The 25,003-nt window shown below is 48.5% G+C and carries 19 protein-coding genes and 1 other RNA gene; 5 read left to right on the top strand and 15 right to left on the bottom strand.

Going from position 1 to position 25,003, the window contains the following annotated elements:
* The first annotated feature begins 3 nt into the window (after positions 1-3).
* On the top strand, positions 4-831 hold the full coding sequence (locus PREMU_RS06290) for a TPM domain-containing protein (RefSeq protein WP_007573991.1): 828 nt from the start codon (positions 4-6) through the stop codon (positions 829-831).
* Between the two features lie 60 nt (positions 832-891).
* Positions 892-1,488, top strand: coding sequence for a LemA family protein (locus PREMU_RS06285; protein ID WP_007573990.1), 597 nt, complete (start codon positions 892-894; stop codon positions 1,486-1,488).
* Positions 1,489-1,674: 186 nt separating this feature from the next.
* Here the strand turns inward: PREMU_RS06285 and carB are convergent, their stop codons facing one another.
* Genes carB through PREMU_RS06265 form a run of 4 tightly spaced genes read right to left on the bottom strand, consistent with a single transcriptional unit; the run spans position 1,675 to position 8,720 of the window.
* Positions 1,675-4,899: a carbamoyl-phosphate synthase (glutamine-hydrolyzing) large subunit gene (carB, locus tag PREMU_RS06280; protein WP_007573988.1), complete on the bottom strand. Its 3,225-nt coding sequence runs from the start codon at positions 4,897-4,899 to the stop codon at positions 1,675-1,677.
* Between the two features lie 4 nt (positions 4,900-4,903).
* Positions 4,904-5,983, bottom strand: coding sequence for a glutamine-hydrolyzing carbamoyl-phosphate synthase small subunit (gene carA, locus PREMU_RS06275; protein ID WP_007573987.1), 1,080 nt, complete (start codon positions 5,981-5,983; stop codon positions 4,904-4,906).
* A gap of 12 nt (positions 5,984-5,995) precedes the next feature.
* On the bottom strand, positions 5,996-7,894 hold the full coding sequence (locus PREMU_RS06270; protein ID WP_007573985.1) for an amidophosphoribosyltransferase: 1,899 nt from the start codon (positions 7,892-7,894) through the stop codon (positions 5,996-5,998).
* Positions 7,895-7,940: 46 nt separating this feature from the next.
* Complete coding sequence (locus tag PREMU_RS06265) at positions 7,941-8,720, bottom strand: polysaccharide biosynthesis/export family protein (RefSeq protein WP_007573984.1); 780 nt, start codon at positions 8,718-8,720, stop codon at positions 7,941-7,943.
* Between the two features lie 434 nt (positions 8,721-9,154).
* Here PREMU_RS06265 and PREMU_RS06255 point away from each other — a divergent pair, with 434 nt between their 5' ends.
* Complete coding sequence (locus tag PREMU_RS06255; protein ID WP_007573980.1) at positions 9,155-10,183, top strand: asparaginase; 1,029 nt, start codon at positions 9,155-9,157, stop codon at positions 10,181-10,183.
* Between the two features lie 407 nt (positions 10,184-10,590).
* On the opposite strand, the gene PREMU_RS06245 is transcribed toward PREMU_RS06255, so the two are convergent.
* The 4 genes from PREMU_RS06245 to PREMU_RS06230 all read right to left on the bottom strand — a co-directional run bounded on the left by PREMU_RS06245 (position 10,591) and on the right by PREMU_RS06230 (position 14,185).
* Entirely contained in the window at positions 10,591-11,700 is a 1,110-nt protein-coding gene (locus PREMU_RS06245; RefSeq protein WP_007573977.1) for a UDP-N-acetyl glucosamine 2-epimerase, read from the bottom strand.
* 9 nt (positions 11,701-11,709) lie between these two features.
* On the bottom strand, positions 11,710-12,654 hold the full coding sequence (locus PREMU_RS06240) for an SPFH domain-containing protein (protein WP_007573976.1): 945 nt from the start codon (positions 12,652-12,654) through the stop codon (positions 11,710-11,712).
* 75 nt (positions 12,655-12,729) lie between these two features.
* On the bottom strand, positions 12,730-13,173 hold the full coding sequence (locus tag PREMU_RS06235) for an NfeD family protein (protein WP_007573975.1): 444 nt from the start codon (positions 13,171-13,173) through the stop codon (positions 12,730-12,732).
* A gap of 121 nt (positions 13,174-13,294) precedes the next feature.
* Positions 13,295-14,185 carry a M48 family metallopeptidase gene (locus PREMU_RS06230; protein ID WP_007573974.1) on the bottom strand — a complete coding sequence of 297 codons (891 nt, stop codon included), beginning with the start codon at positions 14,183-14,185 and terminating at the stop codon, positions 13,295-13,297.
* 91 nt (positions 14,186-14,276) lie between these two features.
* On the opposite strand from PREMU_RS06230, the gene PREMU_RS15840 reads away from it, so the two are divergent.
* Entirely contained in the window at positions 14,277-14,399 is a 123-nt protein-coding gene (locus PREMU_RS15840; RefSeq protein ID WP_262502453.1) for a hypothetical protein, read from the top strand.
* A 29-nt stretch (positions 14,400-14,428) separates the two neighbouring features.
* Here the strand turns inward: PREMU_RS15840 and PREMU_RS06225 are convergent, their stop codons facing one another.
* The 7 genes from PREMU_RS06225 to PREMU_RS06195 all read right to left on the bottom strand — a co-directional run bounded on the left by PREMU_RS06225 (position 14,429) and on the right by PREMU_RS06195 (position 24,295).
* Entirely contained in the window at positions 14,429-15,667 is a 1,239-nt protein-coding gene (locus PREMU_RS06225) for an ABC transporter permease (protein ID WP_007573973.1), read from the bottom strand.
* Positions 15,668-15,686: 19 nt separating this feature from the next.
* Positions 15,687-16,442, bottom strand: coding sequence for an ABC transporter ATP-binding protein (locus PREMU_RS06220; RefSeq protein WP_007573972.1), 756 nt, complete (start codon positions 16,440-16,442; stop codon positions 15,687-15,689).
* Positions 16,443-16,447: 5 nt separating this feature from the next.
* Positions 16,448-17,683, bottom strand: a complete 1,236-nt coding sequence (locus tag PREMU_RS06215) for an efflux RND transporter periplasmic adaptor subunit (protein ID WP_007573970.1) — start codon at positions 17,681-17,683, stop codon at positions 16,448-16,450.
* A 23-nt stretch (positions 17,684-17,706) separates the two neighbouring features.
* A complete protein-coding gene (locus PREMU_RS06210) occupies positions 17,707-19,053 on the bottom strand; it encodes a TolC family protein (protein ID WP_007573968.1) in 1,347 nt (448 codons plus the stop codon).
* 219 nt (positions 19,054-19,272) lie between these two features.
* On the bottom strand, positions 19,273-19,878 hold the full coding sequence (locus PREMU_RS06205) for a riboflavin synthase (protein WP_007573965.1): 606 nt from the start codon (positions 19,876-19,878) through the stop codon (positions 19,273-19,275).
* Between the two features lie 285 nt (positions 19,879-20,163).
* Positions 20,164-22,680, bottom strand: a complete 2,517-nt coding sequence (feoB, locus tag PREMU_RS06200; protein WP_040558697.1) for a ferrous iron transport protein B — start codon at positions 22,678-22,680, stop codon at positions 20,164-20,166.
* 142 nt (positions 22,681-22,822) lie between these two features.
* A complete protein-coding gene (locus PREMU_RS06195; RefSeq protein WP_040558074.1) occupies positions 22,823-24,295 on the bottom strand; it encodes a Do family serine endopeptidase in 1,473 nt (490 codons plus the stop codon).
* A gap of 272 nt (positions 24,296-24,567) precedes the next feature.
* Between PREMU_RS06195 and rnpB the strand changes: the two genes are divergently transcribed.
* Positions 24,568-24,985: RNase P RNA component class A (gene rnpB / locus PREMU_RS14320), an RNA gene on the top strand.
* Positions 24,986-25,003: the final 18 nt, after the last annotated feature.

The following is a 25,003-nucleotide window of genomic DNA, read 5'->3' as shown; positions in this document are numbered from 1 at the left end:
TCCATGAAAGCAAGAAGCTCCATTCGGCAATGGTTGTTGCTGCTCATAATGTGTGCCGCAACACTCTGTCTGCAGGCCAAAACCTGGTCGGCCGATGATATTCCCATGGTGCATCTGCAAGACCGTAACCGGTACGTGTGCGATCCTGAGAATCTCATCAGTCCTGCCGATCTCGACTCAGCGGATGCCGGTCTGCGCCGACTTCAAACAGAGTGTGGCATACAGACAGTGTTCGTGGTGGTGAGTCATGTCAAGAATGGAGATTGTTTCAGAGTAGCTGAGGATATTGGCAACAAATACGGTGTAGGTGACAAAAAGACTCGAAGAGGGCTTGTCATCGTTATCGCTGTAGAGGACCGTAAGTATTTCATTGCGCCAGGCAAAGGGTTGGAAGGTGACCTTACCGATGTAGAATGCGATGACATCGCCCGCACGTGTATCGTGCGCAACATGAAAGAAAACAATCTTGATGCGGCAGTGCTGTACACTGTCAGAGCGCTATACAGTAAGTTCAAGACAGGGCATGCTACCGTAAACGGTGAGGAAATTGACACAGAAGGCGACGATGCAGGATCCTTGATAATGGGGATTGCAATACTCCTTTTTTGTTTTGGCTATCCTGTCTGGCGATTACTGTTGGCAATTCTCTCAAAGTTAGGTCTTTACCATGCCAAGCCGACATCCAGGCGCAAGCGTCGCAACGATGATGATTGGTTTCCGCCATTCATCTTTGGTGGTGGCGGTGGATTTGGGTCTTCCGGTGGCGGATTCAGCGGCGGCAGCTTTGGAGGTGGTAGTTTTGGCGGTGGCGGCGCCGGAGGAGGATGGTGATGAATGAATAAAGAGATAGGAAAAATGATATAACATGTTAAGAAAACTCCATTTTCACTTATGAAGAAAAGCAACATTATTATTTTGGCCGCCGTTGTAGTCGTCGTTCTCGCCTGCTTTGGTGGATGCAGTGCCTACAATGGGATGGTTGACAAGCAAGAGGCCGCTACGACAGCCCTCGCTGATGTACAGGCAACTTACCAGCGTCGTGCCGACCTTATCCCCAATCTTGCCAAGACCGTACAGGCTTATGCTAAACATGAGAAAGAGACCTTTGAGGCGGTGACTAAAGCGCGTGCATCGGTAGGACAAATCAAGCTTGATGCGGGAAACCTCACTCCTGAAAAGCTGCATCAGTATGAGGCCGCACAGGGAGAACTGTCTGCTGCATTAGGTAAGCTTATGGTTGTGGCAGAGCGCTATCCTGAATTAAAAGCGAATGAAAATTTCCACAGCCTGCAGATTCAGCTTGAAGGTACCGAAAACCGTATCAATGAGGCTCGGCAGAATTACAATGCAGCCGTACAGGATTACAACCAAACAGTACGCCGGTTCCCCAATGTCCTTTTCTCGGGAATGTTTGGTTTTGATCGAATGGAAAAGTTCGAGGCAGCAACCGGGGCCGAGAAAGCTCCAGCGCTGAATTTCAACGAATAATACCTGTCTTAGAAGACGCATCACGTTTACAGTGTAAAGGCGATACGTTTACAGTGTAGAGGCGTTGCCTTTACAGTGTAAAGGCGATGCGTTTACAGTGTAGAGGCGATACGCTTACAGCGTTAAGTGACTTAAGGGCGACCATACGGCCACCCTTAAGTCTTATGTAATAGTTAATAAGAGGCATCAATATTCTCCCCAAGCCTTAATATCAATGTCGGCAGGCTTAAGCGTGGTGAAGGAATTGATGAACGCTGAAGCAAGACGGCTATTGGTGATCAGCGGCACATTGAGGTCAATGGCAGCACGGCGAATCTTATAACCGTTGGTAAGCTCACCGGCTGTAAGGTCCTTAGGAATGTTAACCACCATATCAATTTTTCTCTCATGCAGTAAGTTCAGAGCCTGTGGTTTCTTCTCTGGTTCCGATGGCCAGTTGACAAGTGTGTTGGCCACACCGTTCTCAGTGAGGTAGCGTGAGGTGCCTGGCGTAGCATAGAGTTCATACCCATGCTCCACAAGCCTGCGTGCGGAATCGAGCATGTCAGCTTTCTGCTTGGCTCCACCCGTAGAGAGCAGCACGGTGTGCTTGGGAATGCGCTGGCCCACAGCAAGCTCCGCTTTGAGCAGTGCCTGATTGGTGTCATCGCCTAAGCATCCTACCTCTCCAGTGGAACTCATATCCACGCCGAGCACAGGATCGGCCTTCTGTAAGCGGTTGAACGAGAACTGCGAGGCCTTGATACCCACATAGTCGAGGTCAAAAAGACTCTTAGCCGGCTTCTCTACTGGCACTCCAAGCATAATCTTTGTAGCGAGCTCAATAAAGTTGAGCTTAAGCACTTTGCTCACAAAGGGGAAAGAGCGGGAACTGCGCAGGTTGCACTCGATGACAAGAATATCATTTTCCCGCGCCATGTACTGGATGTTAAAAGGACCGTTAATGTGCAGTGCCGCAGCGATTTTGCGACTGATGCGTTTGATACGTCGCACGGTCTCAACGTATAGTTTCTGAGGTGGCAGCTGCAACGTAGCATCGCCGGAGTGCACACCAGCAAACTCAATGTGCTCAGAGATAGCATAAGCCGTAACCTCGCCATTGCGTGCGACAGCGTCAAAGTCAATCTCCTTGGCATGCTCAATGAATTTTGATACGACCACAGGATGATCCTCGCTCACGTTAGCAGCCAGTTGCAGGAAACGGTGTAGTTCATCGTCATTGGAGCACACATTCATTGCTGCGCCAGAGAGCACGTAAGATGGCCTGACAAGTACGGGAAAGCCAACTCGACGCACAAAGTCGTCAATGTCGTCCATGGTCTTCAACGCACTCCATTCAGGCTGGTTGATACCCAACTCGTTAAGCATTTGTGAGAACTTGGCACGGTCTTCTGCGCGGTCAATGTCTTTTGCCTGAGTACCGAGAATAGGCACATTCTGCTCATCGAGATACATGGCAAGATTATTGGGTATCTGGCCGCCCGTGGACACGATGACACCATAAGGCTGCTCCGTATCAATGACATCCATTACGCGCTCAAAAGTGAGTTCATCGAAATAGAGGCGGTCACACATATCGTAGTCAGTCGATACGGTCTCTGGATTATAATTGATCATAATGGACCGATATCCTTGCTTGCGAATTGTTTGCAATGCCTGAACTCCACACCAGTCGAACTCCACCGAGGAGCCGATGCGATAGGCACCTGAACCCAACACAATGACCGAACGGTGATCACGCGCAAAATCAATGTCACTTTGCACTCCGGCATAAGTGATATAGAGGTAGTTGGTCTGTGCGGGATATTCTGCTGCAAGCGTATCTATCTGTTTCACTACTGGCACGATACCGTAGTTCTTGCGGAGACTCCGTATCACGAGCATGGCTTTGTGCATGTTGTCAATTTCCTTCTCCAGGCCAACGGCGCGTGCTATCTGGAAGTCAGTGAATCCGTAGACTTTCGCCTCACGCAACAATGCCTTGTCAAGAGTGTTGACATTGCATTTCTTCAGCCGCTCATCAATGTCGATGATGTGCTTGAGTTTATAGAGGAACCACCGGTCAATCTTTGTCAGATCGTGAATCTCGTCGACGGTGTAGCCTTTATGCATGGCCTTGGAAATGACAAATACGCGCTTGTCGGTGGGTTCCCTGAGTGATTTATCGATGTCTGGAATTTCCAATTCCTTGTTTTCCACAAAGCCATGCATGCCCTGTCCGATCATACGAAGACCTTTCTGAATGGCCTCTTCAAAGTTACGGCCAATGGCCATTACCTCACCTACAGATTTCATGCTGGAACCAAGCTCCTTGTCTACGCCACGGAATTTGCTCAGATCCCAACGCGGTATTTTACAGACCACATAGTCGAGAGCAGGCTCAAAAAATGCAGAAGTAGTCTTGGTGACCGAGTTTTTCAGCTCGAAAAGACCGTAACCCAGACCAAGCTTGGCGGCAACGAAGGCGAGAGGATAGCCTGTAGCCTTGGAGGCAAGGGCAGAAGAGCGCGAGAGACGCGCATTAACTTCGATGACACGATAGTCTTCAGAATTAGGATCGAAAGCGTATTGCACGTTGCATTCGCCGACAATACCAATATGTCGTACAATCTTGATGGACAGTGCACGGAGCTTATGATATTCGGAGTTGGTAAGTGTCTGCGAAGGCGCAATAACGATGCTCTCGCCAGTGTGAATGCCGAGAGGATCAAAATTCTCCATGTTGCAGACAGTGATGCAGTTGTCGTATCTGTCACGCACAACTTCGTATTCTATCTCTTTCCAACCTTTAAGGCTTTTCTCCACAAGCACTTGCGGGGAAAAAGAGAAAGCTTTCTCGCAGATCTTTCTAAGCTCGTCATCGTTATTGGCAAAGCCTGATCCCAGTCCGCCAAGCGCATAGGCGGCACGGATGATGACAGGGTAACCCAAGTCCTTGGCAGCCGTGAGAGCTTGCTCCATGCTCTTGCATGCCTCGCTCTTGATGGTCTTTACGCTGATTTCATCGAGTTTCACCACGAAGCGTTCGCGGTCTTCAGTGTCCATAATGGCACGCACGGGAGTGCCAAGTACCTTTACTTTGTACTTCTTGAGTACACCGCTCTCTTCGAGTTCTACGCCACAGTTGAGCGCCGTCTGTCCACCAAAAGAGAGCAGAATGCCATCGGGATGCTCCTTGGCAATGACCCGCTCCACGAAATAAGGTTGTATGGGAAGAAAATATATTTGGTCTGCTACACCCTCCGATGTCTGCACCGTAGCAATGTTAGGGTTGATGAGGACAGTCTTGATCCCTTCTTCACGAAGTGCCTTAAGTGCCTGTGAACCGGAGTAGTCAAATTCTCCGGCTTCTCCAATCTTCAGTGCTCCGGAACCTAACAGAAGGACTTTCTTGATATCTTGATTTTTCATTTTATCAACCTTTCAATGTTTCAATGAATTTGTCAAACATAAACTCTGTGTCCACTGGGCCGGAACAGGCCTCAGGATGGAATTGGGAGGAAAACCAAGGATTGGTCTTGTGGCGGATACCTTCATTGGAACCATCATTCATATTGACAAAGAGCTCTTCCCAATCATTGCTCAATGTGGTCGCGTCAACCGCATAACCGTGATTCTGTGAAGTGATGTAGCAGTGGTTGGTGCCCACAAGGCGTACTGGCTGGTTATGGGAGCGATGACCATACTTAAGTTTATAGATGGTGGCTCCTGCCGCTTTACCAAGAAGCTGGTTGCCCATACAGATGCCACAGATAGGCTTGCGGCTTGTGCTGATTTGCTTCTTGATAACGTCCACTGCGGCTTGACAAGTATCAGGATCGCCAGGTCCGTTGGCGAGGAAAAGGCCATCAAAATCCATCGAGGTGTAGTCATAGTCCCAAGGCACTCGGATGACTTCAACACCTCTGTGAATAAGGCACCGGATGATGTTAGCTTTCACGCCGCAGTCCACAAGCACGACTTTCTTGCCTGCACCCTCATGATAACGGATAATCTCCTTGCATGAGACTTTATCCACGAAGTTCACGCCAGAATAGTCAGCATGAGTGATCTTATCCGGCTCATCATCGAAAACAATAGACCCCATCATCACGCCATGTTCGCGCAACACCTTTGTCAGCTGCCGCGTATCGATGCCTGTGATCCCGGGAATGTGCTCTCGTTGAAGCCATGAAGCCAGCGATTCAGTTGCGTTCCAGTGGCTGTATTGCTCGCTGTAATCGGAGCAGATCATGGCAGCAACATAGATCTTACCACTCTCCATGAAAGTCGGAAGACCATTAGGCTCCATAGTAAATGGGGGAACGCCGTAGTTGCCTATGAGTGGATAGGTAAACGTTAATATTTGTCCGGCATAGGAGGGATCGGTCAGTGACTCAGGATAGCCCATCATAGCTGTGTTGAAAACAACCTCGCCGGCTACTGGCGCCTCATAACCGAAAGAACGGCCATGAAACTTAGAACCATCGGATAATATCAAGGTAACATTCTTCATCTGATGCTGTTTTTAGATGCCTAAATTCATTTTCCCATAGACGTTTTCATAATAGTTAATGAACGCCTGAATACACATTTTCTTACCACCTGGAGTGGGGTAGTGTCCGGAGAAATACCAATCGCCACGGTTCTCAGGTATAGCGCGATGCAGTCCGTCAAGGGACTGGAAGACAATGTTCACGGGCGTAGTCATGTCTTTGGGCTTTAACATCTCTACGATTTTACAGTTGATCTCGTCCACCGTAAAAGGTTGGTAGATATCGCGTACACGATTGTGCATATCCTCAGCAGGTTTTCTCAACTCTTCTTTACAAGCTTTGTAGATGTCGTGGATTAGATACTCCTTTCCCTTCTCGCGTATGAGAGCTATCGTCGCCCTGAACGCACAAAACTCCTCCAGGCTTGGCATGTCAATGCCATAGTAGTCTGGGTAGCGTATCTGGGGTGCAGAGCTTACAATGACAATCTTCTTCGGATGGAGCCGGTCAAGGATGTGCAGGATACTCTCTTTGAGTGTGGTGCCGCGGACAATGCTGTCATCAATGATGACAAGGTTGTCCTTGTAGGGCTCAATGGAGCCATAAGTGACATCATAAACATGCGCGGCGAGGTCATTGCGCGCCTTGCCCTCAGTGATGAAGGTGCGCAGTTTGATGTCTTTCCAAGCCACTTTCTCTGACCTAACGTCCCTGTTCAGAACGGCTTTCACTTCATCGTAAGACGGCTTGTGATCTAATCCTATCAGGTCTCTGATATTCTGCTCCCGTTGATAGCCCTTAAAGCCATCAAGCAGCCCGTAATATGCTACTTCCGCAGTATTGGGAATGAAAGAGATGACCGTGTGCTCCGTGTCACCACCAACTGATTCAAGAACTTGAGGAGTGAGTTGCTCTCCGAGTTTTTTGCGCTCACGATAGATATCTCTGTCAGAACCGCGTGAGAAATAGATATGCTCGAAAGAGCACTTGAAATTCTCTTCCTCTGGCAAGATCTGCTTTTCGAGTGTCTCACCATCGGCCCTGACAAGAAGTGCCGCTCCTGGCGTCAGTTCATGGATGTCATCATACTCTAAATCAAATGTGGTCTGCAGGACGGGACGCTCCGAGGCGAGCACTACGACCTCATCATTCTTATACCAAAAAGCGGGACGAATGCCATGGGTGTCTCTCATAGCAAACATCTCGCCGCTTCCAGTAATGCCACACATGACATATCCTCCGTCGAAATGACTCATTGTAGTCTTGAGGACATGCTCCATGCGCACATGACTATCGATATATTTAGTGATTTCCGTATCTTGGAGACCTCGCTTTTGTGCCTCAGCAAAGTTGCGTTCAACTTCGCGATCCAACCGATGCCCCATCAGCTCAAGGGTGATATAGGTATCGCTGTAGATGCGTGGACACTGTCCTTGGGTGGTTAATGCTTTGAAAACCTCCTCAACATTCGTCATATTGAAATTACCGCAAATGCAAAGGTTTTTTGCTTTCCAGTTGTTTCGTCTGAGGAAGGGGTGAACATATTTCACACCGCTCTTCCCTGTTGTGGAGTAACGTAGATGCCCCATATAGAGTTCACCGGCAAAAGGCAACTCATCATAAGACTCTGTGTTCACATCCTCTTCTTTCATCACTTGCTTAATCTGCCGGTGTGCCTCACCGAAGATTCCAGTGATGGCATTGGCTCCTTCTGCCCTTTCCCTGAACATATACTCGTGGCCAGGTTTGCTATTGAGCTTTACCGATGCGATGCCCGCGCCTTCCTGGCCGCGATTGTGCTCTTTCTCCATCATCAGGTAAAGCTTGCCTAACCCCCATTTCCAGGAACCGTATTTCTTCTGGTAATAACTCAAGGGCTTCAGCAGACGTACCAATGCCACACCGCAGTCCTCGTGGATGCTGTTTTCCATTTATAATATTGTTAAACTTCGCCTAAGAATAAAGATCCGTGATACCTTATTTTAAGATCGTCAAAACCAGGGAAGCAACCGACGTGACCCAACCCAATACGGTCACCCAAAGCGTGGTCCATGAGCCTGTAGAGGCCTGAACAGTCTTCTGCTTAGTAGGCTGGACATAGACAATGTCATTTTGCTTGAGGTAATAATAGGGATCATTGAAGATATTTGCGTCGTTCATATTATAACGGTGAGTGTGCTTTTCACCCGTGGAATCTTCGCGTACAAGAAGGACATTGGTGCGCTTGCCATACATTGACATATCACCCGCCTGAGCCAACGCCTCTATAATGTTAATTTTTTCATTAGGTACATCGATGACTTTTGATCCTAACTCACCAATCATTGTAACCCGAAAGCTCTTCAAACGGCAGATCACAACAGGTTTCTCATTCTGTGCAAGATAAGGCTTCAGCTTCTTGGTAATAGTGTCCTCCACTTCTGGTCGGGTAAGGCCACCCACATGGATCCGTCCCAAGACAGGAAAATTGATGGCGCCTTCATTGTCAACGAGATATCCACGCACATTTTCATACCCATTGTTATATCCACTTTTGGTACCGAAGAGATTGAAAGGCTCTGACGCATCTGGATTCGTGGTCTTTACAATGATAGTGAGTTCATCATTGGGCATCACCTTCGTTTCAGGAAGACCCTTTGACGGTGACAGATCAACAGAGTCGATGTTCTGGAAATAGGTGAAATGTCGCATACTCGTGCAACTCCCAATAAGCAAAAGAATCGCACACACAAACGGGAAAAAGAGGATTTTTTTCATCTCTTAAGATAATGATACTTTATATTTGCAAAGGTAAGACTTATTTTTCAAAGTATAAAGGATTCAATGAAAAATAATTGCCTCTCAAGCTAAAATGGTCATAGAAAATAACTAATTTTGCACGGAAGAACTGACATTCGTACATCGATACTCATCATTTTAAATGATTTTTCAACGATGACATTCAAGGAGCATTGGCTGATGGTGTGGCACGGATACATGTCCTATCTTGAAGAGCATAAACGATGCCTATCCAAATGTCACCTTGATAACAAGGAACTGGTCAAACTGGTTGAAGTACAATCAGAAGTTGGCCAACAAAGGGAAACTCTGTGCTGAAAGAGCTGAGAAACTACACTTCCTTCTCCTTGAGACAGAAAAATATAGGCGTAAAAACCAACACATGTATTTCTATTTAAAGCAAAGCTCTGAGCATGAATAAAGTATTATTGATCTATACCGGAGGCACCATCGGGATGGGGCAGAATCCTCAGACGGGGACTTTGGAGCCACTCAACTTCAACCACCTCGAAGACTCTATGCCGGAGTTTAATTTGATACGTGCCAATGTAGACGTGGACGTATACCAGTTTACGCCTCCTATTGATTCCAGTGACATGATACCGAAAAACTGGGCACAAATTGTACGTATCATTGCACGCAACTATGACCAGTACGACGGCTTCGTTATCCTCCATGGTACCGATACCATGGCCTATACGGCCTCTGCTTTGTCGTTTATGTTGGAGAATCTTACGAAGCCTGTTATCTTAACGGGATCGCAACTGCCTATTGGCCAGCTCCGTACCGATGGTAAGGAAAACCTCATCACGAGCATTGAACTGGCGGCGATGAAAGATGAGAACGGGCATGCACATGTGCCGGAGGTCTGTATCTACTTTAGCGGCAGGCTGCTGCGCGGTAACCGTTCAACGAAGATCAATGCTGATGGCTTTTATGCGTTCGATAGTTTCAACTATCCGCATCTGTGCGATGCTGGAGTGAACTTCACGTTTGCCGACCATCATATTCTGAAGCCCGACTTTTCCAAACGCATGATGCCACACTATGCCATGGACGAAAACGTATTAGTGTTCAGCATCTTCCCCGGCATTCAGGAACGTATCTTCAGAAACATTTTGAGTTCGAATGCTTTGCGTGGCATCGTTATGCGTACATATGGAAGTGGTAACGCGCCTCATATCCACTGGCTCATGCCGCTGCTTAAAGAGGCTGCACAACGGGGTGTCGTCATCGTGAATATTTCTCAGTGTGTGGCAGGCAGTGTGGTGATGAACCGCTACGACACCGGGTATCAGTTGATGGATATTGGGGTAGTATCAGGCCATGACGGTACGGTGGAGTCAGCCATCACCAAGCTCATGTTCCTGCAAGGGATGTATTCGGATGCGAATATTATCCGTGGACTGATGAACCAGTCTTTGGCTGGAGAGATCTCTTGAAGGAAATCGTTGCTGATTTAAGGCTATTTTGTCTTTGGGAGAACCTTCACATCTTTGTTAGATACAAAGACGTGGGGGAGCTCAATGCTCGTTGTCGCGTTGCCGGCTAAATCACTCGTTTTATACTCTAGAATACAGTGTCGAGAAGGTGCTTTTTTATGCTATAAAAGTTTACAAATCCGCATCATGAACTTTGCCTCACATGGTATTGCACTCTCCCGTATGTCCGTGGGGAAAGTTGGGGATGAAAAAAAAACGATTGCTCCCGTTGAGATAGAACATAAAGCCGTGAGTTTTTCGGCACAGGTCGCAAACACACGGCAAGTAAAAATATGGCCTAAATATGGGAAGGTTACGCAAACTCTTGTGATACATCCTTGACAGGGGTTAGGGACTTATCTGCTAACTTAATCTTTCTCCCCCCTGAGTATCCTAAGCATACGCTCGGCACTGCGTCCGTCCCATCGGTCGGGGAGTGCTCCTTCTTTCCAGTTGCCGACAACAACATCAGCCACTGCCTTGCCTAACAACTGTGCGTCTTCACCTACGAGGATATTGGTACCGATCTTTATGGTCTCGATGTGCTCCGTATAAGAATTGAGCGTGATGCAAGGCACATGGTTGAATGTCGCTTCCTCAGCTACGTTTCCCGAATCGGTGATAATAGCTTTCGCATTTGCCGTAAGCCATGAAAAGCTCAGATAGGGCAGGGAGTCCACGACAAGAAATGTCTTCAGATGGTCTTCGTTCAGACATTCGCTGACTACCTGTGAAGCCGACTGACGCAAAGGTGCGATGACAGGAATGGGCCCTGCGTTGCTAATGATGGCTCGTATCATACGGCTCAGGTTCTCTTTGTTTGCGATGAGCTTCCTGCGATTCAGTGTGAAAACGATATAATCGTTGCCTTTGAGACCTGATTTCTCAATGATTGCCGGCTTTTGCAACTTATCGTGAATGAACCTTAGGTTGTCCATGAGGATATTTCCTACCATATAGATCTTGGAAAGCTCGGCTCCCTCGCGGTTCGCGATGGAGCTGTTGCTTGCTCCGGCAGTGAAGAGTATGTCCGACAGTCCATCGATAACGAGGCGATTCACTTCTTTAGGCATATTGATGTCGAACGACCGTGTCCCTGCTGCGATGTGAGCGAGCCTGATGCCATGCTTCTTCGTCACGATAGCCACAGCCATTGTTGAAGCGAGGTCGTCCACAACCACCACTGTATCAACCGGATGCTGTTGGAGATAGATCTCAAACTTTTGCATCACCTGACCTGTAATATCACTGAGGTTGGTTGCTGTAACCCCAAGAAACGTGTCGGGATGGGGAATATCCAGATCCCTAAAAAGTGTCTTGTCAAGAGTGGGGTCGTCTTCCGCACCTGTGTAAACGAACTGCATGTCAACTGCCGTCTCAGCAGATGGTTGGCACTCCTTATCGGTCTTGATAGCTCTGATAAGCGGTGCCACCTTGATGAAGTTGGGGCGTGCACCACATACAATACATAATTCCATTCTTTTCTTCTATTTGAACAGCTCTCTTATTCCTCCCAGGCTCCCCATGAGGTTGCTTGCTTCGTAAGGCAGGAAAACCGTCTTCGATTTGTCACCCGAAGCCACTTGCTGGAGCATCTGGATGTAGTTTTTGGCGAGTAGATAATTGGCAGGATTTGTCGATTGTCCCACTGCCTGTGTAATCTTCTCGATAGCTGTTGCCTCCGCCTCCGCTTTGCGGATACGTGCCGTGGCTTCACCCTCAGCTCGAAGAATTGCCTGCTGCTTGTCGGCTTCGGCACGGTTGATCGTCGCGGCTTTCTCACCTTCCGACTGCAGAATCTGGGCTTGCTTCTGACCTTCAGAGGTGAGGATGGTGGCACGTTTGTCACGCTCAGCCTGCATCTGTTTCTCCATGGCCTGAAGCACACTCTGCGGAGGAGTAATATCTTGAAGCTCTACTCGGTTCACTTTGATACCCCATTTGTTGGTGGCATCGTCAAGCACACCGCGCAGCTTGGTGTTGATGACGTCACGTGAGGTGAGCGTCTGGTCAAGCTCCATTTCGCCGATAATGTTTCGCAGTGTAGTCTGGGTCAGCTTCTCAATGGCATTGGGAAGATTATTGATTTCATAGACAGCCTTGAATGGATCCACGATCTGAAAGTAGAGCAGGGCGTTGATCTGCATCTGGATATTATCCTTTGTGATGACATTCTGCTTGTCAAAGTCATACACTTGTTCTCTCAGGTCGATATGGTTACTGTAGGTATAGCGTCCACGTTGGTAGGTGACGATAACCTTAGCCCTGTCGATAAAGGGGATAATGATGTTGATGCCAGGCTTAAGTGTTGCATAATACTTGCCGAGTCGTTCAATGATTCGGGTCTCACTCTGAGGGATAATGACAATGGCCATCTTAGCAAAGAGGAGCACGAGGACAACGATAAACGTCAATACATAGAATCCAATCATATGTGTCTGGGTTTGAATGTGAAAAGATGTTTCTTTAATTTTATGGCATGAGTCAAGAGAGGCTTCGATAGTTCTTTAAGCTTTAACCACTCTCATGATGATACTCTCCCGCGAAATAATGCGCACCTCAGTACCAACGGCAACAGGCTCGTCAGATATCGCCTTCCATTCGTCACCGTCAACTTTCACGTATCCCGGCTTTCCTGGAGCTATTGCCTCAATGACGACCCCCTTGCGTCCAATGAGCGCATCAGCATTACTTGGGCGGTCGTCATGATGCGAATGCAGGTATCTGACTGCAAACGGACGAACGCAGAACACACAGACAGCTGATATACCGGCAAAGACTAAGACTTGCAGCCAAAGGGGAGTGCCAAAGAGCGAGACGACGATAGAGGCTGCTGCACCCAATGCAAAACACATCAGGTAAAAAGTGCCTGAAGACACTTCAAGAATCAAGGCCAGTACACAAACTGCCGTCCAAACAAGCCAAAGGTTGGAGGAAAAATATTCAATCATTGAGTCAAAGGCGTATAATAAATTGATGAACTGCGAGTTGGAAGGTAGAAGGCAAACCACACGGGGCTACATATCACGAGCCTTCCGTGTGGTTGTTGTTCTCAATAGGAGAGCCGTGGGGTTACTTCCTGCGCTTGGTGGACGTGCGTTTCGTTGATGTCCGCTTTGTAATGGTCTTGCTGCTCATCGTCTTAGGAGCGTAGCCGGAAGCCTCGTAGTATTTCATAGCTTCTGGAATTTCCTTCCGCAAGGCAGCAATGCGTTTGGCATCGGAAGGGTGGTCGGAGAGGAAATCACTCTGGTTACTGTTGCTCTGCGACATACGCTGCCAGAAAGGTATGGCGGCTTCCGGATTGTAACCTGCCATAGCTGCAAAGATCAGTCCCATGTGATCGGCCTCGCTCTCATCGTTACGGCTGTACTTTAGGTTTGCAAGACTGAAGCCGGTCTGTGCTATCTGCGTGGCGATAGATGCTGCGTTACTGCCAACGACCTGTCCCAAGAGCGCGCCGCCGATTTGTGTACCATATTGCTGACGGATCTTTTTCGATATCTGCTCTGCTGAATGCTTTGCAACAGCATGAGCTATCTCATGACCAAGAACGATAGCAAGCGATGCTTCGTCTTTCGTGATAGGCAGCAAGCCCTCATAGACCACAATCTTACCGCCGGGCATGCAGAAGGCATTAGCCTCCTGGTTTTGTATAAGGTTGAACTCCCATGCGTAGTTCCGGATCTCAGAGGACATGCCGTTATTCCTCAAGAAGGTCTCTACAGCATTGGCAAGCCGTTGCCCTACACGCTTTACCATAGCCGTGTTTTGGGCATTGGTGGATACCTTAGCCGACTTCATGAATTCCGAGTACTGCTGATTACTCAGACTGAGTACTTCTGCATCAGATAGGAGAAGAGTGTGCTTGCGTCCTGTAATAGGTACTGTCGATGTTGTACCGCATGCTGCAAACAACAGGGCGGTAACGGCTGACATAAGAATTAACTTGAGATGTCTCATTTCCTTTAATCTATATATTACTTAAATCTTTTGCAAAGATAGAGAATAAAGACATTCCATCATACTGTTTTAGTGTTTTTAACGCATATAAATGATGCGGGCAATTGGCACTGAAAGCATCATCCACACACGCTTCAGCCTGTTGGCTGGGCGCGTGTGGATGAATCGGGTCCATCAGAAGACTGGCTGTCGAGAGTGTGGCAAGAAGCATTAGCTGTCTTGCCTCTGTGCGGCATGGCCGATTTATTCGTATCGAATGGCCTCTATCGGGTCGAGCATGGCTGCTTTCTTTGCAGGATACCATCCAAAGAAGACTCCAGTAAAGGTGCAGACCGCAAACGACATGAGGATCGTCCAAGGCTCAATATAGATAGGCCACCCTGCAATGAACCTCACGACATAGCTTGAGCCAATGCCGATGAGAATGCCGATGAGGCCACCTGTAACCGACATCATGATGGCCTCAATGAGGAACTGATTAAGAATGTCAACTCCACGTGCGCCGACACTCATGCGCAAACCTATCTCACGTGTGCGCTCCGTGACACTGACATACATGATATTCATAATTCCGATACCACCGACGACAAGCGAGATGCCAGCCACACAACCGAGCAGGATGGTCAGCATATTGGTGGTGGAGTTCATCATCGTGGACAGTTCTTCCTGAGACCGGATGTTGAAGTCATCGTCATCAGCCTGTTGGGTGTCGGTGGAATCCTTTAGCTTGTGGGTGCGGCGGAGGATGGAGGTCATCTCATCCACAGCCTGATCTGTCACTCCCTCGGTGATGGCTGAAGCTTGAATCTCGGAGAGATAAGTCTGGGCAAGGATACGCTTCATCACCGTGGTATAAGGGGCGAGCACAAGGTTGTCCTGGTCCATACCCATGGAGTTGTAACCTTTTTTCTTTAATACACCCACGACACGGAAAGGTGTGGAGTTGAACCTGATAACTTTCCCGATAGGGTCGCCCCCATTGGGGAAGAGGTAGTCAACGACGGTCTGTCCAAGGATGCAGACTTTGGCGTTCGCCTTGATGTCCTGGTCGGTGAAGCACTCGCCATCGGAGACTGAGAGCTGGCGGATGTCGAGATACTCACGGTTGACACCGTAGATAGTCGACTGTGTGTTGTTGTTCCCGTAGATAAACTGTCCCGAACTGCTCACCACGGGAGAGATGCCTTTGATGTAGCTGCACTCGTTTTTCAACGTCTCATAGTCGGAGAGTTTGAGCGTCTCCATTGAGGAAGCGTCTTGACGTACTCCGCCTCGCATGTCCTGACCCGGATGGATCATGATCATGTTGGAACCCATCTCTGCGATGTTCGCCTGGATGCTTCGCTTAGAGCCTTGACCGATGGCGAGCATTGTGATGATGGAGGCCACACCGATGATGATGCCGAGGGCCGTAAGGAACGACCGCATCTTGTTGGCACCGATGGCGCGAAGGGCTATCTTGAATAAGTTTGTATAGTTCATGAAAATAATCTAATATGTGTCATTCATCCGTGTCGGCAGGCAATTCAGCAAGAGCTTTTGCCGCATCCTTGATGTTGTCGTTGTAGTCGTTGCTGATAACTCTTCCGTCACGAATCTCGATGTTGCGTGAGGAGTAGTTGGCGATGTCGGGGTTGTGGGTGACGAAGATGATGGTGTGCCCTTCAGCATAGAGCTTTTGGAAAAGTACGAGGATCTGGAAGCTCGTGCGGGTGTCAAGGTTACCCGTGGCCTCATCAGCGAGAATGACGGCTGGGTCGTTGACCAAGGCACGTGCTATGGCGACGCGTTGCATCTGTCCACCCGACATCTGGTTCGACTTATGGTAGAGCCGGTCGCCAAGCCCCACAGCCTCCAACGCGTCGATAGCGCGCTGGTGCCGCTCCTTGGCTGACACGTCCGGGTTGTACATCAGGGGAAGTTCTACGTTCTCTACGGCAGTGGTCTTCGGCAGAAGGTTGTAGTTCTGGAAGATGAAACCTATCTTACGGTTGCGGAGAATGGCACGCTGTGAGTGTGTCATCTCTCTGACAGGCACCCCATCGAGAAAATACTCGCCGCTCGTTGGTGTATCGAGACATCCAAGCTGGTTGAGGAGCGTTGACTTGCCGGAACCGGACTTTCCCATGATGGTTACGAACTCACCCTCAAATATCTTGAAGGAGACTCCGTGCAGGGCATGCACTGTCTCGTCACCAACCTGGAAATCGCGCTTGATATCCTGGAGTTCGATAACGACTTTCTTGTCCTTATCCATAGTCTTTACTTCTTTTTGTTGTTTCCCTTCGGTCCAGGTGCAAACGGGCTTTGCTCGTTGTCCGAAGAATTGTTTGCATCGGTGTCATCCGTCACGGGCGTAGCAATGCCTGTGATCACTTTCTGACCTTTCTTGATACCGCTGAAAATTTGTGTATGAGTGCCGTCGGTAGAGCCAATCGTCACCCTGTGAGCTACAAGCGTGTTGCCTTCCAGCGTCCATACCTTGTTCTTGGCATTAGAGATGTCCTTGATCTTCCTTCCTCCAACAGCATCCTTCTCTGGTGTGAAACGCAGTGCCTTGGAAGGAACGCTCAGCACACCTTTTGTCTCTTGCGTATAGATGTTGACGTTGGCAGTGAGGCCTGGCTTCAGTTTCAGGTCCTGATTTGGAGCGCTGATCACCACCTCATAGGTCACAACATTGTTTGTGGTCGTAGCCTCTTGGCGTACCTGCGTGACCGATCCCTCAAAGGTGTCATCAGGATAGGCATCAACCGTGAAGGTCACGCGTTGTCCCACTTTCACACCGCCGATGTCAGCCTCGTCCACATCCGCAATGACACGCATGTCTTTCAAGTCTTTAGCGATGGTGAAAAGGGTAGGAGTAGAATAGCTTGCCGCTACGGTCTGTCCCTCCTCAACGCTCTTGGAGATGACGATGCCATCAATAGGCGACGTAATGACGGCATAGCTGAGGTTCGTCTGAGCACGGTTGACCTCTTCCTTGGCAGAAGCTTTGGTATCACGACGCTGAGCCACAGTGGCAACAGCCGTCTGCCAGTTCAGGCGTGCCTGTTCATAGTCGTTGGCAGAGATCAAGCCTTTGTTGTAGAGCGTTCTGTAGCGCTGGTAGTTGGCTTTCTGATAGGCAAGGTCACTGAGCGCGCTTGCCAATGCAGCCTGTGCCTGTGAAAGGGTAGCCTTGGCGGAGTTGAGCTGACTCTGGAGGTTCTGCTTGTCGAGCTCCGCGATGACCTGACCTTTCTTCACAACACTATTGTAGTCGACGTAGAGCTTGTCAATGATACCGGAGACCTGGGTGCCCACAGTGACAGTCTTCACAGCTTCGATTGTACCTGTAGCTGTGACACTGTTTTCAATATTGGCGGGAGCCGCAGCTTCTGTGGTGAAGTTGACGGTGTCGTTCTTCTTACTGCGTGAAAGCAACCATGCTATCACGGTGATGGCGACAACCACTCCGACGATAATCCAAACCCCGCTAATTTTTCTCTTCTTCATTGTATATATTATTTCTCTGTTTCTTATTTTTTGAGTGTGCCATCCTTGTAGAAGTTCAGCAGGTCGATGTTGAGGATAGCGAGATACTTAGCTTGAAGCTCACTCTGCTTGGCTTTGAGGAGCTGGTCCTTTCCATTGAGCAGTTCGATGACGTTCTTCAGATTCTGTTTGAACTGTTCCTGCAAGAGGCCATAGCTCTCCTGAGCACTCGCCGTAGTGACCTTCGCGCTCTTGTATTGAGCCTGATTGTTATAAGCCTGCAACCAATAGTTCTCAATAGTAGAATAAAGTTGCGTCTGTTTGTCTTTTAAATCAAGCTGATAGCTCTGTTTTGAGAGGACAGCCTTGTTAATGGCCGTCTTAGCTTGGCGGTTATCAAAAATAGGAATACTCACCGTAAAGCCTGCACCACCGATAAGATTGTTTTTCATCTGCAATGACCAGGCATTGTTATTCATGGAGGTGGTGTTCGTACTGATACTTGCGTTCAGGCCAATGGTCGGCATGCGCTGACCTTTGGCAATCTTGATCTGTACATCGCTGCTCTGAATACCCAACATCGCGTTCTTGATCTCAGGGCGATACTGAAGGGCGGAGTCGTAGACGGAAGTGACAGAAGGTATAGAGGCTGTTGCCATGACATCTGTCGGCTCATCAGCGGTCACATCAAACTCCTCCTGATCAGTGATCTGAAGCAGTTGTTTCAACTGACGCTTATATTCTGCAAGCGAGCTTTGTGCCGACACGACACTGTATTCGTCCTGTGCCCGCTGAGCTGTGAGCTGTGCGAGTTCAGCCTTGCTCATGGGGCCAACTTCCATAAACTCTTTGCCGCGCTCTTCTGTCTTCCTGGAAGTCGTGAGTGTCTCCTCGTTGACCTTTACAGCTTCCTTGGAATAAAGGATCTGCACGAAGAGCTGGGCTATCTGCTCCTGGAGCGTGTTTGCGGTCTGTGCTGAGTCGAGTGCGGCCTGCTCTACAGTGAGCTTGTTGAGCGCGATCTTGTTGTGGTTCTGATTGCCGTTCCACACCGTCCAGTTGGCATTAATGCCATAGGAGCCATTGTAGTAGGTCTTATCCACTTGGGTCTGAACCCGTGAGCCTTGCACGGAGTAAGTGCCTTGCTCAGGCCATGGGTTGTAAGCGACATTCTGCGAAGTGGAAGCAGAGAGAGTAGGCAGTAAAGCGGCCTGGCTCTGCTTGATGTCCTCAACAGCGGTGAGTTTGGAAATACGGTTCTTCTGAAGTGTGATGTTGTTGGCCAGCGCATAATCGATGCATTCCTGCAAGGTCCATTGCCGGGCAGAGGCATGCAGGGAGAACAATGCGAGGCTTGCCACAATGAGGGTGGCAGATGCTTTGTTCGTCATAAACACTTGTATAAACTAATTTATTTCTCGTTTTATCTACGTTTAGTGATTTGATGAAAGAATGAACAAAAGGTTTATCCAGACTTCAGATTGTTAACAATAATTGACTGCAACTTTGCAATTAATTACAAAAAGAGGCAATCCACTTACGGATTGCCATCATAACTGTTTAGCCATAAAGGAAGCAGACAAACTTTAACAAATCTCTAACTGTCCCAACTAATTATCAAAATGTCTGAGTCGCGCGATATATTTTCCAAGGATATCAAACTCGATGTTGACCTTTGAACCAATTGTGATGTCGTGGAAGTTGGTATGCTCGCGTGTGTAAGGAATAATGGCAACCGTGAAGGAGTCATCGGTCGGAGAAATGACGGTGAGTGATACACCATTGACTGTCACCGACCCTTTGTCAACACAGAAATACCCCCTGCGAGCCATCTCTTTATCGGTACGGTAGCGGAATGTAAAGTAGGTGCTTCCATCGGCGTCTTTCATGTCCACACATTCTGCGGTTTCATCGATGTGTCCCTGTACGATATGTCCATCGAGCCTGCCGTTCATCAGTATGGACCGCTCCACATTGACCTTATCGCCTACAATGAGCATGCCGAGGTTAGAGCGGTCGAGAGTCTCTTCCATGGCCGTGACCGTATAGCAATCCTCGTCAATACTGACAACAGTGAGACATACACCATTGTGACTGATGCTCTGGTCTATTTTCAACTCCCCTGTAAAAGAGCAAGTGAGCGTAAAGTCCATATTACCACCATACTGCTTCACAGCAACAACTGTCGCCATATCTTCAACAATTCCGCTAAACATAATATCAATGAAAAGAATGAAAAGAAAGGGGTTGCCCTGAGGATGTGATGAAAACTCCAGCTATAAAAGTTGTGAGCGCTCTCCGTCTTTGTAATCCACCGGCCTTACGGCTTAGGCTGCTTTCGCAGGCTTATGTGGCCCGCCATTGGCAAGAGAAGCTACTCGGTTTTCAACGTAATTTGATGAGTATCCCGATCGAATCAGGACAACCCCCGATATTTACTCTCCTTTATATTTGCAAAAATACGATGTTTTCATGAGTCCACAAAATATTTTGCGAATAATTTACAGGAAAAGACATCCAATTTGAAATACGACCGCAGAGACGATCCATGCCAACACTGTTGTGTAGCCTGCGGCGAAGAGTGCCCATTTCCAGGAACCTGTCTCACCCTTGATGGCTGCGATTGTAGCGATGCAAGGGAAGTAGAGCAACACGAAGAGCAGGTAACTATAGGCTGTGAGATTGGCTGTCGGTCCAATCTCACTCACTGGCTTCTGATGCAGCTCGGCAAAATCCTGACACATGTCGTTGTGTATGCGTTCGTATTTGCCGCCCTCATCATTGTACCCTGTATCATCGCCGAAGCTGTCGTCACCCGAATAGAGGATACCCATTGTGGAGGCCACGATCTCTTTGGCACCTACACCGGCGATAAGACCTACGTCAAGTTTCCAGGTGAAGCCTTGCGGATAGAACACAGGTTCCACGGTCTTACCGATAGTAGCGAGATAGCTCTGCTGCTGTTGCTCCTGCTGGGCCATGCCCTGCGGATGGGGGAAGTAGCTCAGCGCCCACACAATGATGGAAGCCACGAGGATGATACCACCCATTTTCTTCAGATACATCTTACCTTTCTCCCATGTATGACGGCCCAGCGCCTTGGCTGTCGGGAAACGGTAAGGTGGAAGCTCCATTACGAACGGTGTGTCTTCGCCTTTGAATAGTGTCTTGGTGAAGATACGGCTGATGATGACTGCGAGGAACATACCGATGAAATAAAGTGACATCATGATGAACGGCGCCGCATTGCGGGAGAAGAACGTCGCGATGATCATAATATAAATAGGTATACGTGCCTCACAACTCATGAGCGGGATGATAAGCATCGTCACGATGCGGGAGCGACGGCTCTCAATGGTACGTGTTGACATCACGGCAGGCACGTTACAGCCGAAGCCCATGATGAGTGGGATGAACGACTTACCGTGGAGACCCATCATGTGCATGATCTTATCCATGATGAATGCGGCACGTGCCATATAGCCTGAATCCTCCATGAATGAGATGAAGAGATAGAGGATCAGAATCTGCGGGAGGAACGAAGCTACACTGCCCACACCTCCGATGACACCATCCACAAGCATGGCTTTCACGGGTCCGTCGGGGAGCGTATTGCCAATGATGTTACCAAGCCAGCCGAAGAACGCATCGAGCCAGTCCTGGGGATAAGCTCCAAGCCAGAACGTTGCCATGAACATGATGGCAAGGACAAGAATAAAAATGGGGAAGCCGACAAAGCGGTTGGTAAGAATCTTATCAAGCAGATGCGTGATCTGATAGGTGTCCTCCTTGTTGCCTTCTTTGTATTCAGCTTCTTTGAGTGCACCGTGGATGAATCCATATTTGGCATCCATGATAGCGGTCTCGGAATCGACCTTCGTCTCTTCCATCACACGCTTTGCAGCCTCGTCACGGTGCTTGAAAATCTCATCGGCATCGGGGAGCTGACGGATATAGTTCTCCACTTCTTTATCACGCTCCAGAAGTTTAATAGCGAGATAACGGGTGGAGAAACGCTCGCGCAGAGCGGGCTCTTTCTTCAAGTGCTCCTGAATCTCCTTGATGCCATGCTCCAGTTCATGTCCATGGTTGATATGGATATGCCGGTAGTGGGAATCGGAGTCCTCTGTGCCTTCATAAATCTCAATGACTTTATCGTAGAGGTCATTCACACCTTTACCCGACTTGAAGACTGTTGGTACCATCGGGAGACCGAAGAGCTCTGAGAGCTTGTCGATATCCACATTGTCGCCGCGTTTTACCGTCTCGTCGAACATATTGAGAGCTACGACGACACGGAGGTGCATGTCGATGAGCTGTGTCGTCAGGTAGAGGTTACGCTCGAGGTTACTGGTATCAATGACATTGATGACCACATCCGGAGTCTTCTCCACGAGTTGTTTGCGCACATAGAGCTCTTCGGGAGAATAAGCTGAGAGTGAATAGGTACCCGGGAGGTCAACAAGGTTGAAAGTGTAACCTTTGTACTGTGCGTGTCCTTCCTTGGCATCTACCGTCACGCCGGAGTAGTTGCCAACACGTTCGTGAGAGCCGGAGGCAAAGTTGAAGAATGAGGTCTTGCCACAGTTAGGGTTACCTACGAGAGCCACATTGATAACTTTACGCTTCTCTTCAGCAGCCTCTTTCAGCTGTTCATCCGAGATACGGGGCAACGGCTGATCGTCGGAATCTTTCGATTCGATGGTCTTGCCCGCAGGTTCAGCCTCATTTGGTTGCTTTTCTGCTTCTTGTGCTTTTTGCGCAGCATTTTCTTCTCTTAATTGTCTTGCCTCTTCCTCTGTCACGACCTCAATCATGTCAGCTTCTGAGTGCCGGAGGCTCACCTCGTAGCCCATGACACGGTATTTCACGGGGTCTTTGAGCGGAGCGTTGAGCATGACCTCCACTTTCTGTCCTTTGATAAAGCCCATCTCAATGATACGCTTGCGGAATCCGCCATGGCCAGTTACCTTGACGATGACACCACTCTCACCGGTATGCAGTTCTGATAACTTCATCTTTACAATCTTTGTGTTTTTCACGTGCAAAGGTACAAAAAATCCTTTGCAATGAGATTGCAAAGGATTCATATCTTAAGAATATACCTACAAATAGGGATAGCAGTGGACAGTCCAGGAGGCTGTCCCTGCAGCAGGTGCCTTATTCTCCGACCTTGATAGCCTTGTAGTCAGTCTTTCCAGATGGCCAGACACCTGTGATAAAGAGCACAGGGTTCTTGCTCAGTGAAGCCTCCTTAACAGCCTCCTGCAGATCAGAGATGGTCTTCATGGGTTTGTCATTGGCGGTAATGATGATGAAGCCATCCTCAATACCACCATCCTTGAAGGCACCCTTCTTGACGTTCTTCACCTGCAAGCCATAACTGATACCGAGCTGTTTCTTCAAACTCTCGCTCACCGGCAATACGTTAGCTCCGAGCACCGCGAAATCGGCCGTCTTCATGAGTTTGGTGTTGCCCTGCTTGTTTTTCAACTCTACGGTCTTGGTCATCTCTCTCTTGTTACGTAACCACGTGATAGTGGTTTTGTCGCCAGGTTTCTTATTATTGATAATCTCTTGAAGTTCAGCCATCTTTGAGATGCCTCTGCCGTCAATCTTCGTGATAACGTCGCCTTCTTTTAGTCCTGCTGCTGCAGCAGCTCCATCATCTTCAACCGAAGCGACATACACACCGGTGTTGGTACCATAATCAGGTACATCTTTATTTTGCTCCTTCAGATTATCAATTTGATTATGAAGATCTGTGCCGCGGATACCGATGTATGCGCGCTGCACGGTACCGTATTTCTTCAGGTCGCTGATTACTTTATTCATAATGGCCGTAGGAATAGCGAAGCCATAACCGGCATAGGAACCTGTTTCGGAATAAAGCATGGCATTAATACCCACAAGCTCTCCGTCTGCAGTTACCAGGGCACCACCTGAATTACCGCGGTTGATAGCAGCATCCGTCTGGATAAAGCTCTCCACGCCATTAGCTCCCATAGAACGTGCCTTGGCTGAGACGATACCGGCTGTCACCGTATTGTTAAGGCCGAAAGGGTTACCTACGGCAATGACCCATTGACCCACTTTCAACTTGTCGGAATCGCCGATAGGAAGGGTAGGGAAGTCCTTGCCCTCGATTTTGATGAGTGCCAGATCAGTAGTAGGATCGGTCCCGATGAGCTTGGCATTAAACTCGCGATTGTCCTCTAGGGTAACTGTCAATTCGTCAGCGCCCTGCACCACATGATTGTTAGTTACGATATATCCATCGGGGCTGATGATGACTCCCGATCCTAAACCCTCCTGCTTAGGGGTGCGCACCTGTCGTTTCTGCTTCCCACCATTGTCCTGTCCCGGATTGCCGAAGAAACCAAAAGGGTCAGAGAAGAAATCATCAAAAGGGCTGCTGTCCACCTCCACAGTCTTTGTCTTTGAATTTTGGACAGTTTTCACACTAACTACTGCAGCTAATGCCTTCTTAGAAGCGTAAGTCAAGTCAACAGGCTGACCAGCCTGCTCGACAGCCGCGCTGGTAGCCGCATTAACTTTCATTAGGGATCCCGCGGAAAAGGTCAGAGACACAATGCAAAGACCTCCCATAACATAAGAAGAGATTTTTTTCATGATCTTAATATTTAGTTATAATTCAATTCTCAATCTATCAGAGTTTTTCTTTCTTTTCTGCAAATATAGGAGCTTAATTTGTAATGTTGTCATTCTGTCAGTGATGTTTATTCGATTTTAACACTTTGATTTTAACACTTAACGCTTCTTTAGTAGGTGTGGATGATAATTTGCATTCGTTTAAAAACTTGCAAAAACTTAAGCGATTCTCTTGTTTGATAATTGTTTTTATTAATTTTGCGGAGAAATAATACATTAGCTCATATTGTAAGACAGTGCCCCGGCCTGTCGCTGGCATCCGCAAGAGTGCAAGAGGAAAGTCCGGGCAGCGCAAGGCGCTCCACTTCTGAAAATGGAAGCTGCCGGTAACGGTAGGTGAAGGTAGAAGAAAACAACCGCCATTCTGTGAAACTGCAGGCATCCTATGATCCTGTAAGTCGGAAGAGGCAAGGGTGAGAAGGTGGTGCAAGAGACCACCAGCCGGCGGGTGACCGCCGTGGCTGTACCGTCTGGAGGCTGCAAGTTCGCGTAAACCATCGTCATGTCCAGGGCCGCCTGCCCGATGCTTCCTCGAAAGCAACGATGGAGGGTAGAATGCTGAAGCTGTAGGGTGACTTACAGATTAGATAAATGACAAGGCTCCTCACCATAGTGAGGGTACAGAACCCGGCTTATCAGGGCACTGTCTTACTTTTCTATATTATAAGG

It is taken from the genome of Hallella multisaccharivorax DSM 17128 (assembly GCF_000218235.1).
Taxonomy (GTDB): Bacteria; Bacteroidota; Bacteroidia; order Bacteroidales; family Bacteroidaceae; genus Prevotella; species Prevotella multisaccharivorax.
Note: the sequence above shows the minus strand (reverse complement) of the source record. Positions and strands in the feature narration are given on the sequence as shown.